The sequence below is a fragment of the Pseudoalteromonas sp. SG45-3 genome (assembly GCF_014164075.1).
Taxonomy (GTDB): domain Bacteria; phylum Pseudomonadota; class Gammaproteobacteria; order Enterobacterales; family Alteromonadaceae; genus Pseudoalteromonas; species Pseudoalteromonas distincta.
In genome coordinates this window covers 68,500-81,880 of record NZ_JACJEN010000020.1, presented here as the reverse complement: position 1 = coordinate 81,880, position 13,381 = coordinate 68,500, and the positions used below count along the sequence as shown (strand labels likewise).

Here is a 13,381-nt window from a genome sequence, read left to right as displayed (position 1 = left end):
TTGTTGCCAAAAACGAATTGACTGTGCGTTATTATTTTCACTTTTAAAAAAGTGAAATCAAAACAGCTCAAGGCTGAATCTTTTAATAACATATGGTCACTCAGTTTCAATTGAGACTCTAATTTATTTGCCTCGCTACCGAAGTAGGTTGGCTGTTAGAACTCAATCTGTACGAGTGCCCACACAGATGATTGCTTTATATTGTTAAAGAACGTTTTGAGTCGCTTCAGCGTCTCAAGGGATGAGAATAATACACCCTTTATTTTTCGAGTCAACACTTTGTTTTAAACTTTCTTTCGACAATTTAAAACCGAAGTTTTATTTAACTCTCTGAGTAGTTCGTGCCTCGCTATGCTTCGTCCGCTATGCGTTGCTGTTTCCCGTCTCAGTGGGGTCGCATTATAGGGAGCGGCGGATTTTACGCAAGCGTTATTTACATAAAATAGTAATTAAAATTAAGCCCCAAGCAAGCACACACGATAAGCACAAGTTACTCACAAAACCCTGTTGATAACTCTTTTTTTTACATAGCTAAACCATACTAAAGCTATTAATTAAAACCTTAAAAATGCAAAAAGCACCTTATGTAGGTGCTTCTTAAAAGTAATAGTTATTAGAATCTAGGGTCTGTTTATCTTTCAAGGTTAAATTTGCAGCAGCCTGTTTGGTATTCAGGCAAGGCAGAGCCTATGTAGTGTGGTTAATCCCCATAAATAGGCGATAACGTAGCATTAATGCCAAACAGGCGCTTCCCAAAGGGTTCTTCCTAGGGGCTATTTACTCTTTGTTACTCGGTTTTTACTTAGCCCACTAGGTTACAAATCTCGCGCCGCGATTAAACACCCCCTAGTTTGAACAAATTTTAATCCGCAAAGAGCAACAGACCCTAGTATAAAATACTATATAACTTGCGACGATACTTAGCTGCGAGTGCGTCGCCATCAGGTAAAGAGGCAATAATGGCTAAAAAGCTTGGTTTTGCTTCGTTGAAGTTCAGATCTTTTTGTAGAACTGTAAAAAGTACATCCAATGCTTCTTCTTTTCTGCCTGCTTCATTAAGTAAAATACTGAGCTCTTCTTTTAATTCTAAGTCATTTGGATACTTTTCTACTTGTTGTTGCTTTTCTTTAATCTCTGGTGAATCTTTTGCTTCAAGCGCGGCTTCGCATTTTGCTTTTATATTATTAAAGTAAGCATCTTGCTCTTGTGCATCTATTGTATTTATAAGCGCTTGCGCTTCATCTACCTTGTGAATTTGAATACATATGTCTGCTAGCACTAACTTGATACGTGCATTACCGCTGTCTATTTCATAAGCTTGCTTTGCATAATTAAATGCAGCATTTAAATCTGACTTTAATAACGCTTGCTTTGCTTGTTCTAATAGTAAGTCTTGTTGCGCAGGTAAATGCTTTGCTAGGGCTTCGCGTATTTGCGCTTCGCTTTGAACACCTGCAAGTAAATCTACTGGTGCGGAGTCTTTTAACAATACAAGCGTAGGCAGTGTTTGCAGACCAACTTGTTGCGCAAGTTGAGAAGCGAGTGCTTGTTCTGCATCGCAATCTAAGTTTGCTACTACTATATAGCTTGCATTTTCTGCTGCTACTTTATCTAAAATTGCAGCCTGTCCGATGCAGTCAGGACTTTGAGGAGAGAAAAAGTTAAGCAACACCAATTTTTGTTGTGATGTTTCACCGAGTACTTGTTGAAGGTTTTGCGCATTAATACTAACTATGTTGCTCATTGAATTGATTGCCATATTCGTCTATTTAGGTTTTTATATGGTGGTGAACATAATAATTACAAGTCATATACCTAAATCACTCGGTATACATATTCAACAATAAGGGAAAATATGAAATTAACTTACCTAAGTGCAATACTTTTATTAGCAAGCCCATTAGTACAAGCAAATGGACTCGATTTGAATTTAAGCAAAGCCATGCCAGCTATTGAAAAGTTTTACCTCGACTTACACCAATCCCCAGAGCTTTCTTATCACGAACAAAAAACAGGTAAAAAGATAGCAGATAGATTAACTCAGCTGGGTTTTAAAGTAACAAGTAATGTAGGTGGCTTTGGTGTAGTTGGTATTTATAAAAATGGTGAGGGGCCGACAGTAATGATCCGCACTGATACTGATGGCTTACCTATTATTGAGCAAACAGGAAAATCCTATGCCTCAAAAGTCAAAGTAATAGATGAGCACGGTGCAAAAGTAGGTGTAATGCACGGCTGTGGCCACGATATCCACATGAGCTCTTTTATTGGAACTGCAGAGCAGTTAATTGCTCATAAAAAACAGTGGCAAGGTACATTAATGATGGTTGCACAGCCTGCAGAAGAAGTAGGTGGGGGTGCTAAAGCGATGTTAAGCGAAGGACTATTTAGTAAATTTGCAAAACCTGATCATATAATTGCTTTACATGTAAGCGCTAGCGTCCCCGCTGGTAAGGTATCAATGAAAAATGAATACACGATGGCAAGTGTAGATTCTGTCGATATTACAATTAAAGGTAAAGGTGGTCATGGTGCTTATCCGCATACAACTATAGACCCAGTGGTTATAGCTGCACGCACTGTACTTGCTTTGCAAACAATCACAAGCCGAGAGCTTTCACCGCTTGAGCCTTCTGTTATTACAGTGGGGTCTATTCATGGTGGTTCAAAACATAATGTGATTTCGGATGAAGTAAAACTACAACTCACTCTTAGAAGCTATAACCCCGATGTAAGAAGCGCTCAAATAGCTGCTATCAAACGTATTACAGCTGGGATAGCACAAAGCGCTGGATTGGATGAATCAAACTACCCTGTAGTATATGTACATGAAGATGAATCGATTCCATCTACTTATAATAACCCTGCACAAACAGACATTGTTAGAAATTCTATTGCCAGCGCAATTGGCGATACTAATGTACTTGAAACACAAGCTGTAATGGCGGGTGAAGATTTTGGCCTATACGGGCGCACCGATGAAAATATCCCTATCACCCTCTTTTGGCTAGGAGGCGTAAACCAAGCACAATATGCAGATTCAATAAAAACAGCTGAGGTACTCCCTTCTCTACACTCTAGTAAATTTGCACCAGATTATAAAGTTGCTATTCCTACTGGAATAAAAGCAATGAGTAACGCTGCTGTTGCTTTATTTAATAAGTAACCTGAATTCTGGATAATAAAACTATCTCAAACAGAGTTCAGGTTGAGTAATATCGTTTAATAAAATAGCTCTGTTACTAACTAGCAACAGAGCTTTTTTTATAACTCGACTTTTTAAAGGTCGCTTTTCCACCTCGTTTAGCAAAACGTTTTTTAGGTGAGGTTTTTGGTAACTTCGCAAATGCATTGCTATCGCAGTTTGCTGCTAATTGAACAAACCCATTTAGGTCAGCAAGTAAAGGCTGTAAAAATTGCTGATAACTCATTGCCTGCTGTGCAATATCACCTAAGCTCGACTCCCACTTTGCGGTTAAATCAGGACTCGCTAAACCTTGTGGTAATACGCTAATAAGAGCAAGTCCCGTTTCGGTCGCTCTAATTGACTTACCTTCACGTTTTAAAAAACGCCGCTTAAATAGCAACTCGATTATTCCCGCACGTGTTGCCTCCGTACCTAAACCATCAGTGTCTTTTAATACTTTTTTAATTTGTGGATCTTTAACATAACGGCTAATGCCCGTCATCGCAGCCAACAATGTGGCATCGGTAAAATAAGCAGGGGGTGATGTATGCTTTTCGACTACTTCGCCTTTATCGCAAAAAAGAGGCATACCTTTTGTTAAAGGAGGTAGCGAGGCTTCATCTTTTAATTCAGATTTACCCATTAACACCTTAAAACCCAAGCTTACATCTTGCTTTGCATTTGCCTTAAAAAGCCCACCAGCAATAATTACCTCAGCTTTAGTTTCGTTATATATATAGTCGGGATAAAACTGAATTAAGTAATGACGGCTTATTAATTGATATACCTTTGCTTCGTCACTGCTCAAACTCGCTGACTTTAACTGCTTAGCCGTAGGCACAATGGCATGATGGGCAGCTACTTTTGAATCGTTAAAACATTTACTACCCTTTTTCACATCTGCCCCGTTTACTAATTCACTGCTTTGCCCCCCATTTGCACTTATTGCCTTTAAAATAGCAGATGCTTCTTGATGGTGATCTTTGGGTAAATAACGATTATCTGAGCGTGGGTAAGTAATTAGTTTATGACGTTCGTAAAGTATTTGGCAAATATCCAATACTTTTTGAGCTGGCATACCAAATGCTTTAGCGGCATCTATTTGCAGAGCAGATAAATTATAAGGTAATGGAGCACTTTGCTTTTTTTGTTTTTGGTCGAGTGAAATAAGCTCAGCACTTTGCCTTGTAATACGTGAAGCAACATTTTTTGCAAGAGCTTTGTTAAGTATTCGCCCTTCTTCATCTTGATGTGGCTCACATGCTTTGCTTGGAACCCACTTAGCTATGAATGGTTGATTATCTGGAGTAAGCAAATGCGCCAATACATCGTAAAAAGGCTTAGATACAAAGTTCGCTATTTCGTTATCTCTATTAACAACAAGACCTAAAATAGGGGTTTGCACTCGCCCTACCGAAAGCACATTACCAAACCCTGCTTTTTGCCCAGCTAGTGTGTATGCACGTGTTAAATTCATACCAAATAGCCAATCAGCACGAGAGCGCGCTAAAGCAGATACACTTAACGGAATAAAATCTCGATTAGAACGCATTGCGCCCAATGATTTCTTTACCGCCGATAAGTTTAAATCACTAATGAGTAAACGTTGCGTACTCTGCTTTTTAGCCTGACTTATTTTAGCTTCTTCTATTACTTGGTCGACCAGAAGCTGGCCTTCACGGTCTGGATCGCCAGCGTGAATAAGTTGCGAGGCCTGTTTAATTAATTTTTTTAAAACAGTGAGCTGTTTGCGAGTTTTGGTTTTGGCTTTTAACTTCCACTGTTCAGGTATTATAGGTAAGTGTTCAAACTGCCATTTTTTAAAGCGCTCATCATAGTCATCGGGTTCTGCTTGTTCTAGCAAATGCCCAATACACCACGATACACAATCGCCATTAGCGACTTCTATATAACCATCATGTTTTTTATGTGGTTTTGGTAAGGCATCAGCAATTGCTCTGCCTAGTGATGGTTTTTCTGCAATGTAGAGTTTCATGGGAGTCGCTCACTCACTGTTTATATAAACAGTAGTTTAGCACAGCTATTTTGAAGGTGGGGAGTTTTCTATTTTTGACTTTACACTACCTTGCTTAGTGAAAAGGATAATTAAAGGTAAATAGCATACAACCACCGTGGCAATATTGATAAATGGCATTAGGGTCTGATAAATAACGGTACTGTAAGCTAAATCCCACAAATGGCGGTCAACTAATCGGAATAGTTGTAATATAGGTGCGCCAATAACAACTAGTTGCCCAATAACACATTGCCATAAATAAACTTTATCCTTTATACCCCAGTAAGCTATAAGTGCCATCCAAATAATATCTGTGATCGCCCAAACTAAATAACGATAAATATAAATGTCATCAAACGCTCGTAGGCTTGAAGCAGTTAGGTTACCAAAGAGGAAAAAAGCTGCGGTAAGTAATACAAATCGAAAGGCTAGGCGATCTTTAAATACAAAAAATATAAAAATAGCCGGACTTAGCATTAAAACCCAGCTTTTGCTTAAAATACTAACAATATATAAAAACCATTCAGGCAAAATACTCTGCCCTATTTTGTTTTTTTATCGTCATCAGTACCATCACCATTACCCGGCATGTCGCAATATTTATTGATTATTTTCACAGGCACTCCATTACATATGTTAAGGAAATGTACTGTAAGCTAAAATGACGAAATTGCCAAGATACTTAAGGCAATTAAGTACCTTAAATCAAAACAAACATAGTGAAATATAACACAAGCAATAACTTAGCGCACATCAATAGGAGCAGACTCTTTAGCCTTACCTTGCAGGATTGATATTTCTACTCGACGGTTTCTTCGGCGATCTTCATTTGAATCGTTTGGAACAAGTGGACGAGTATCAGCTCGCCCCACTACCATCATGCGGTTTTTATCAAACCCTTGCACCGTTTGCAGCTCGCTTGCTACAGCTACAGCTCGCTTTGACGATAAGTCCCAATTATTAATATATAGCTCATTCGATACCTGAAAATCGTCGGTATGGCCAGATACAGTTATTTCGCCAGGTACATCTTTTAACAGTACACCAATATCTTGAATTATGGGTTTAAACTTAGGTTGTAAAAATGCACTACCCGAAGGAAATGAACCATTCTCTCTAATACGAATAATTATTTGCTGCCCTAAAGATTCAAGCTCAATTGCACCATCTATTATTTGCTTTTCAAGCTGCTGCGCGATTTTTTTAACGAGCTCGTTAGTTTGTTCCTGATCGGCCGCTGAAGTTGCTTGCTCTGACGATTGCTCTTGAGAAGTACTACGAGATTCGCCACCACGTTTATCCCCGCGTTGTTCTTGCCTGCCGCCAGCTGAGCTTTCATCTCCAGCCTGAAACTCTAACATTTGTTGAGTCATTTCGACTGTTTGCTGCTGAATGGTTTCTATTGGGGTTGGCTCTGGTTTGCCTGGGGTAAACTCCATAGCAATAACAGAGGTACCTTTAGGGATATCTTTTACTTCAATTTTATTCTGCACACCAAAAGCAAACTTCATAGAGCCCGCAATTTGTTTAAACTTAAGTACATCCATTTCTGAAAACGCAAGCAAGAGTACAAAAAAGCACATTAACAGTGACATTAAATCGGCAAACGTTCCCATCCATGCTGGTAGGCCTGGTGGTGGGCATTTGCACTCTTGATCAGACATAATTACTCCTCGGTATCTACTTTGCGTTTAGATTCAGCTAAGTAATTTTTCAAAATACCTTCGATAACTTTTGGATTTTGGCCATCTTGTATACCTAAAATAGCATCTAAAATTAAACGCTGATTCATAGCTTCTTCGTCTTTACGCAGTTCAAGTTTTACCTGAATAGGAATTGCCACAACATTGGCTAAAAACGCACCATATAAAGTTGTTAAAAGCGCTACCGCCATTGCCGGGCCAATTGCTTTTGGGTCATCCATGTTAGATAACATTGCAACTAAGCCAATTAGAGTACCAATCATTCCCATTGCTGGTGCAATATCGGCTAATGACTTAAATAAGCCTGCACCCATTTCATGTCGAGTAGTGGTTAAAGAGATGTCTTTTTGAAGTGTGGCGCGAACAACATCTGCGTCATGGCCATCAACAAGCATGTCGACGCCTTTGCGCATAAATGGATTTGGGATTTCAGCTTCTTCGAGTGCTAAAAAGCCACCTTTACGAGCTGAATCAGCAAGTTCTACTGCTTTTTCAATAAGTTCTTCTGGCGTTTCAATTTTAAACATAAACGCTTTAGCAACAACTTTACCTATACCCAAAAACTGCGACATGGTGAAATTTGATAAAACAATGAAAAGTGAACCACCAAATACAATTACACTAGAAGGAGCATCGGCAAACATAGCCATTTCACCGCTACTACTCATAAACATAGACATGACAATTAAGCCAATTGCGCCTAGGATCCCGATTATGGTTGCTAAATCCACATTTCCTCCAGAAGTTTCATGCTTAATGGCCTTATCATAAACTTTTATTATTAACTGCTTATCGGCAACATATTGAATTGCTTAAGCCATTTTTATAAATAAACATAAAAAGCAGCCTTTAGCACTATTTTAGATCAAGTTATAAGGGCTACCTAATTATCAATTGATTTATTAAACTAACAGACCGCTATTAAGGCTTTATTAATACACTTGAAATATAATTTAACGTTATAAAGGTAAAAAACCAATATCATCCTTTGACCTAGTTTAGCATTCCCCCTAAAATTGACCCCTAAATTTATTATGTAAGCTGAAATAAAGATGGCGACTAAAAAACCTGAAAACTTAAGTTTCGAACAAGCACTAGAAGAATTATCTACAATCGTTAGTGACATGGAACAAGGTGACTTATCGCTTGAGCAATCGTTAAAGCAATTTGAGCGTGGAATTGCATTAGCAAGTGCTTCATCAGGTAAATTACAGCAAGCAGAACAAAAAGTATCAATTTTGATGGGGAATGGCGAAAAGTCAGTTCTTACGAATTTTGATAATGATATGGAATAGCTGTGAGCATAAATAATTATATCGAACGTGCTCAAAAAGATGTAGTAGCGACCTTACAACAGCATTTTAAACAGTCTCTCGATACTGAAGAAACAGTCAAGAACGCCACCCAGTATGGATTATTTAATGGCGGTAAAAGATTACGTCCATTTTTAGTTTATGCCACAGGTAAAATGCTCGGTGCAAACCAGCAAGACTTACATGTACTTGCAGCTGCAATTGAGTGTATCCATAGCTATTCGCTAGTTCATGATGATTTGCCCGCTATGGACGATGACGACTTACGCCGTGGCCGCCCTACTTGCCACATAGAATTTGGCGAGGCAAATGCAATTTTAGCCGGTGATGCCCTACAAACACTCGCCTTTGAGCTTATTGCGAACCACAAATTTACATGCTCGTCGCAAACACAAGTAAAAATGATTGCTACGCTTGCCAACGCATCAGGCCTTGAGGGCATGGTAGGCGGACAAGGTCTTGACATAGCAGCAACAGATAAAGTAATTACCGTACAAGAGCTTGAGCGAATACATAAGCTAAAAACCGGAGCTTTAATTAATTGTGCAATTACACTTGGTGCACTGTGCAGTGAAAAGGCAGATCAACAAACCTTAGAAAATTTAAGCATTTTTGGGTATGCTATAGGGCTGGCGTTTCAAGTACACGACGACATTTTAGATGTTGAAGGCGATACGGTTACTTTAGGTAAACCACAAGGCTCCGATATTGCCGCGAATAAAGCGACATATCCGGCGTTATTAGGTATGCTAGGCGCTAAAGAAAAGGCGCAAAATTTAATACAACAAGCCCATGAAGCGTTGGCAAATATAGATGCTGACACAACACTTCTTGCGTCGCTAGCAAATTACCTAATTGAGCGTGACCACTAATTTTTGCTCATACGTATTGCAATTAGCACTGACATTATTACTCAACATTAATTATTCGTAAAAGCTTTGAATGAATTAATGTTAGCGAAGGATATATATAAAACCATGACACTTGATAGTAGCAAGTATCCATTACTTAATTTGGTTGACGAGCCAGCCCAATTGCGTGACTTAGCGCAAGACAAACTCCCTGCATTTAGCAATGAGCTGCGCGATTATTTACTCAACTCAGTATCGCAAAGTAGCGGTCATCTAGCGTCTGGTTTAGGGACGGTTGAACTAACCGTTGCGCTACATTATGTTTATAACACTCCAGACGATCGCCTAGTTTGGGATGTGGGTCACCAAGCTTATCCACATAAAATTCTTACAGGTCGTCGCGACCAAATGCACACTATTCGCCAAAAAGACGGTTTGCACCCTTTTCCTTTTCGCGATGAAAGCCAATACGATACGTTTAGCGTAGGTCATTCAAGCACCTCTATTTCAGCTGCCTTAGGTATGTCTATTGCCGCCCAAAAAGAAGGCAAAGGTCGAAAATCTGTAGCCATTATTGGTGACGGAGCTATCACCGCAGGCATGGCATTTGAAGCGATGAATCATTTAGGCGATGTAAAATCAGACATGCTTATTATTTTAAATGATAACGAAATGTCGATTTCAGAAAATGTTGGCGCATTAACAAATCACTTTGCCCGAATTTTATCAGGTAGCTTTTATACTAACATTCGTGAAGGCAGTAAAAAGTTACTCTCAGGTGTGCCTCCGGTAAAGCAACTTGCCAGTAAAATGGAAGAGCACATTAAGGGCATGATGATCCCGGGGACCTTCTTTGAAGAATTAGGCCTAAATTACATAGGCCCAATTGATGGTCACGATGTAAACATGCTTGTAGATACATTGCGTAATATGCGTAATTTAAAAGGCCCACAGCTTTTACATATAAAAACGCAAAAAGGTAAGGGCTACAAACCGGCTGAAGCCGATCCTATTGGCTACCATGGTGTACCAAAATTCGATCCGAGCACAACTAGCCTGCCTAAATCTAAACCTAGCGCTGCTACTTTTTCAAAAGTTTTCGGCGATTGGTTATGCGACATGGCAAAGCAAGACAGCAAGTTAATGGCTATTACGCCAGCAATGCGCGAAGGCTCTGGCATGGTACGTTTTTCTAAAGAGTTTCCAGATCAATACTTTGATGTGGCCATTGCAGAGCAGCATGCTGTTACTTTAGCAGCTGGTTTTGCTTGTGAAGGTTTAAAACCTGTTGTTGCTATTTACTCGAGCTTTTTACAACGTGCGTATGACCAATTAATACATGATGTTGCACTGCAAAACTTACCTGTATTATTTGCCATTGACCGCGCTGGTATTGTTGGAGCCGATGGTGAAACTCACCAAGGTGCGTACGATTTAAGCTTTATGCGCTGTATTCCAAATATGGTAATTATGGCACCAAGCGACACCAACGAATGCCGCCAAATGCTATACACCGGTTATAAAGAAAACTGCCCTGTTGCAGTTCGTTACCCTCGAGGTAGCGCAGGTACTGCAGACATTGAAAGCACTATGCAACTGCTTGAAATAGGTAAGGCAGATACAATTAAGAAAGGCAGTAAAATTGCCATTTTATCGTTCGGTACATTACTTGAAAACGCCCAGCTTGCAGCTAACGAATTAGATGCAACGCTTGTTAATATGCGTTTTATTAAACCACTTGATACTGCACTTTTAAATGAGCTTGCTACTAGCCACAATACCTTTGTTACGCTTGAAGATAACGCGATTGCTGGCGGTGCCGGCTCTGCAGTTAATGAATACTTGGCAACGCAAAAAGCTGATATTAATATCCTTAACTTAGGTATTCCTGATGAGTTTATTAAACACGGCACGCAAGATGAAATGCACGATGAAATGGGATTAGGCGAGCAAGGAATATTAAACGCTATTAAGGCGTTTATCGCTTAAGCTATTTACTTAGTTTATTAAAAAGGAGCCTCAAGGCTCCTTTTTTTGTTTTTAATTTTAACTTTTTTGCATCCAGTTTCATTTTATAGCCGTTATTGATATGAGGTTAACATGTAAATAATCAGTGCCGCTTAGTCTATGCCTTATGAGCAAGCGCGTTATTTACCTACATTTGATGGAATATTTAAAAGGTAAAAATGATGAATAAAGCTAATTTAACAACTCATTCAACACAAAAAAACACACTTAAACACACGCTTAGTTTTTCAGCTTTAACACTTGCAGTATTAATCGGCATTACAGGCTGTAGCTCAGACGATGGTGAAAACGGCGTAGATGGTATTGCAGGCACCGATGGACAAAACGGTACCGACGGTACAAATGGCAACCCTGGTTTTGCATCAGCCACATTAATTTTGGCAAACAATGGCGAGAGCAATACAGGCACTATCGATTTAATTAACCAAAACGCCTCTAAACTAAAAACCTTTAATACAACAGCTAACGAAGGCGTTGCATTTGATAGCTTAGGTAATTTATTGCAAGCAAGCGACAGCGAAAATGGCAGTATTAAAACTATTTGCCAGCTTGCAAATCGTAGTGACGGCGCAACCTATACAGCTAATACAGATCGCGAAATAACAGGTAATAACACAACACTGGTAAACCCTAAAGGAATAGCTGTAGCACAAAAGAGTGGCCTTGTTTTTATTGCTGACTTTGGCGCTATGCAAGTAACGACTTTTGGCGCTACAGCCGCGGGCGATGCAGCGCCTTTAGGCACAACTATTACAGAAGCGGCGCCGTGGGATGTTGATTATGATGAATCTAACGACCGCCTTTATGTAGCACTAACAAATGGTGATGTAGCCGTTTATGATAATTTTGTTGGTGGTGAATTTGCCGCAATGCCAAGCCGCACAATTACTCCAAGTAATAATGATGGCACGCAAATATCTGTAAATATTCACGGCATTGTTTATGACTCAAATACTAATAAACTTGTTTTGTCTGATGTAGGCAGTGCCTCAGACGCAACCGATGGTTCGTTATTTGTAATTAATAATGCTTCAACTGCAGAGGGCTTAGTAAGCGTTGCACGAAGTATTGCCGGTCCAGCAACAATGCTTGGTAACCCAGTTGATATTAGCCTTGAAGGTAGTGACTTACGTGTAGCTGAAAAATCAAATGATGCTGTTCTTGTGTTCAGCAATATATTTTCAGGTGAGAGCGGCGATATCACTCCTGATTTAGTTACCTCAACAATTAAACCTGAGTCAATTACTAAACTGGGTATACAAAATGAGATGGCTGATATTTCAGATAGTGATACCGCTAATATGGCGCTGCTAGGTGTTGCTGTAAGTAGTAATCCGGGCACTGCAGGTGAAACAACTGGGCAAATTAGTCGATTAAGTTCACAACTTAACACAGAAATTGGCAACTATAATGCAAGTCAAACTATCGAAAGTGTAACTTTTGATAAAGCGGGTAATAGTTATACAACGTTCGATAACAGTACAACCTCAATTGGCGGTATTGTTATTTCAAATAAAGTGGCAATAAACAGAGATGGGCAAACTTATAATACGAACCAAGACAGCATTATTACTGGTTCGAATACAGGCCTTATATCTCCTAAAGGTCTTGATGTGGCTTCTGATAGCGGTATGATTTTAGTTGCAGAAAATAATGCAGATACTCCAAGCATTTCAATATTTTCAACTTGCACCACAGGGGATGCAAGCCCATTAATGACGCTTACGTTTGCAAACGATGCTCGCCCTTGGGATGTTGATTACGATGCAAACACTGATCGAGCTTTTGTAGCACTAACAAATGGAACCGTTGCTGTATTTGACGAAGTTAAAAGCAAACTAATGGCTGGTAGTACTAATATTGCAGTTGAGGATAGGCTTATAACGCCAGCAAATGCAGGTACAGCAGTAGCAGCACCAAGCAACATGCACGGCATCGACTACGACTCGCTAAGTGGCTCGCTAATACTCTCTGATGTTGGTAGCGCAGCAGTTGCTGACGATGGCAAAATATACGTCTTGAATAACGTAGCAACTGCATCGGGCTTGGTAAACATAAGTACCACTATTAGCGGTCCAAATACCCTACTGGGTAACCCTGTTGATATTATGTATACCGGAACAGATTTATACGTAGCTGAGAAGTCAAATAATGTGGTTATGCGATTTAATAATATTTTAAGCAGTGCAGGCGGTGATATAAGCGCCGATACCAGTACGGCATTTACAGCCCCTGAGTCGATTGCAATATTACCAGCTTGGCTTAACAAATAGAGTTAACCT

10 protein-coding genes are annotated in these 13,381 nt (G+C 39.6%); 5 read left to right on the top strand and 5 right to left on the bottom strand.

Going from position 1 to position 13,381, the window contains the following annotated elements; translation table 11 throughout:
* Window positions 1-886: 886 nt before the first annotated feature.
* Complete coding sequence (locus H5126_RS17925; RefSeq protein ID WP_182715561.1) at window positions 887-1,744, bottom strand: tetratricopeptide repeat protein; 858 nt, start codon at window positions 1,742-1,744, stop codon at window positions 887-889.
* Between the two features lie 111 nt (window positions 1,745-1,855).
* Between H5126_RS17925 and H5126_RS17920 the strand changes: the two genes are divergently transcribed.
* Window positions 1,856-3,166: a M20 family metallopeptidase gene (locus tag H5126_RS17920; protein WP_182696308.1), complete on the top strand. Its 1,311-nt coding sequence runs from the start codon at window positions 1,856-1,858 to the stop codon at window positions 3,164-3,166.
* A gap of 76 nt (window positions 3,167-3,242) precedes the next feature.
* On the opposite strand, the gene H5126_RS17915 is transcribed toward H5126_RS17920, so the two are convergent.
* From H5126_RS17915 to pomA, 4 genes are all read right to left on the bottom strand, one after another.
* The gene (locus H5126_RS17915; protein ID WP_182720674.1) at window positions 3,243-5,183 is read right to left on the bottom strand and encodes a DNA topoisomerase III; all 1,941 of its coding nucleotides are present in this window, start codon (window positions 5,181-5,183) and stop codon (window positions 3,243-3,245) included.
* 45 nt (window positions 5,184-5,228) lie between these two features.
* Window positions 5,229-5,735 carry a hypothetical protein gene (locus tag H5126_RS17910; protein ID WP_182696310.1) on the bottom strand — a complete coding sequence of 169 codons (507 nt, stop codon included), beginning with the start codon at window positions 5,733-5,735 and terminating at the stop codon, window positions 5,229-5,231.
* A gap of 212 nt (window positions 5,736-5,947) precedes the next feature.
* On the bottom strand, window positions 5,948-6,868 hold the full coding sequence (locus H5126_RS17905; RefSeq protein ID WP_024597196.1) for a flagellar motor protein MotB: 921 nt from the start codon (window positions 6,866-6,868) through the stop codon (window positions 5,948-5,950).
* Between the two features lie 2 nt (window positions 6,869-6,870).
* Window positions 6,871-7,638, bottom strand: coding sequence for a flagellar motor protein PomA (gene pomA, locus H5126_RS17900; RefSeq protein WP_024597197.1), 768 nt, complete (start codon window positions 7,636-7,638; stop codon window positions 6,871-6,873).
* A gap of 321 nt (window positions 7,639-7,959) precedes the next feature.
* Here pomA and H5126_RS17895 point away from each other — a divergent pair, with 321 nt between their 5' ends.
* The 4 genes from H5126_RS17895 to H5126_RS17880 all read left to right on the top strand — a co-directional run bounded on the left by H5126_RS17895 (window position 7,960) and on the right by H5126_RS17880 (window position 13,372).
* Window positions 7,960-8,202, top strand: a complete 243-nt coding sequence (locus H5126_RS17895) for an exodeoxyribonuclease VII small subunit (RefSeq protein ID WP_002961738.1) — start codon at window positions 7,960-7,962, stop codon at window positions 8,200-8,202.
* A gap of 2 nt (window positions 8,203-8,204) precedes the next feature.
* Window positions 8,205-9,092 (top strand): (2E,6E)-farnesyl diphosphate synthase, encoded by an 888-nt coding sequence (gene ispA, locus H5126_RS17890; RefSeq protein ID WP_182694442.1) that lies wholly within the window; start codon window positions 8,205-8,207, stop codon window positions 9,090-9,092.
* A 105-nt stretch (window positions 9,093-9,197) separates the two neighbouring features.
* A complete protein-coding gene (gene dxs / locus H5126_RS17885) occupies window positions 9,198-11,060 on the top strand; it encodes a 1-deoxy-D-xylulose-5-phosphate synthase (RefSeq protein WP_182720673.1) in 1,863 nt (620 codons plus the stop codon).
* Window positions 11,061-11,260: 200 nt separating this feature from the next.
* Window positions 11,261-13,372, top strand: a complete 2,112-nt coding sequence (locus H5126_RS17880; RefSeq protein WP_182720672.1) for a hypothetical protein — start codon at window positions 11,261-11,263, stop codon at window positions 13,370-13,372.
* Window positions 13,373-13,381: the final 9 nt, after the last annotated feature.

Coding starts and splice junctions, on each gene's coding strand:
- H5126_RS17925 (WP_182715561.1), bottom strand. CDS start 1,744: ATGAGCAACATAGTTAGTATTAATGCGCAAAACCTTCAACAAGTACTC.
- H5126_RS17920 (WP_182696308.1), top strand. CDS start 1,856: ATGAAATTAACTTACCTAAGTGCAATACTTTTATTAGCAAGCCCATTA.
- H5126_RS17915 (WP_182720674.1), bottom strand. CDS start 5,183: ATGAAACTCTACATTGCAGAAAAACCATCACTAGGCAGAGCAATTGCT.
- H5126_RS17905 (WP_024597196.1), bottom strand. CDS start 6,868: ATGTCTGATCAAGAGTGCAAATGCCCACCACCAGGCCTACCAGCATGG.
- H5126_RS17895 (WP_002961738.1), top strand. CDS start 7,960: ATGGCGACTAAAAAACCTGAAAACTTAAGTTTCGAACAAGCACTAGAA.
- dxs (WP_182720673.1), top strand. CDS start 9,198: ATGACACTTGATAGTAGCAAGTATCCATTACTTAATTTGGTTGACGAG.
- H5126_RS17880 (WP_182720672.1), top strand. CDS start 11,261: ATGAATAAAGCTAATTTAACAACTCATTCAACACAAAAAAACACACTT.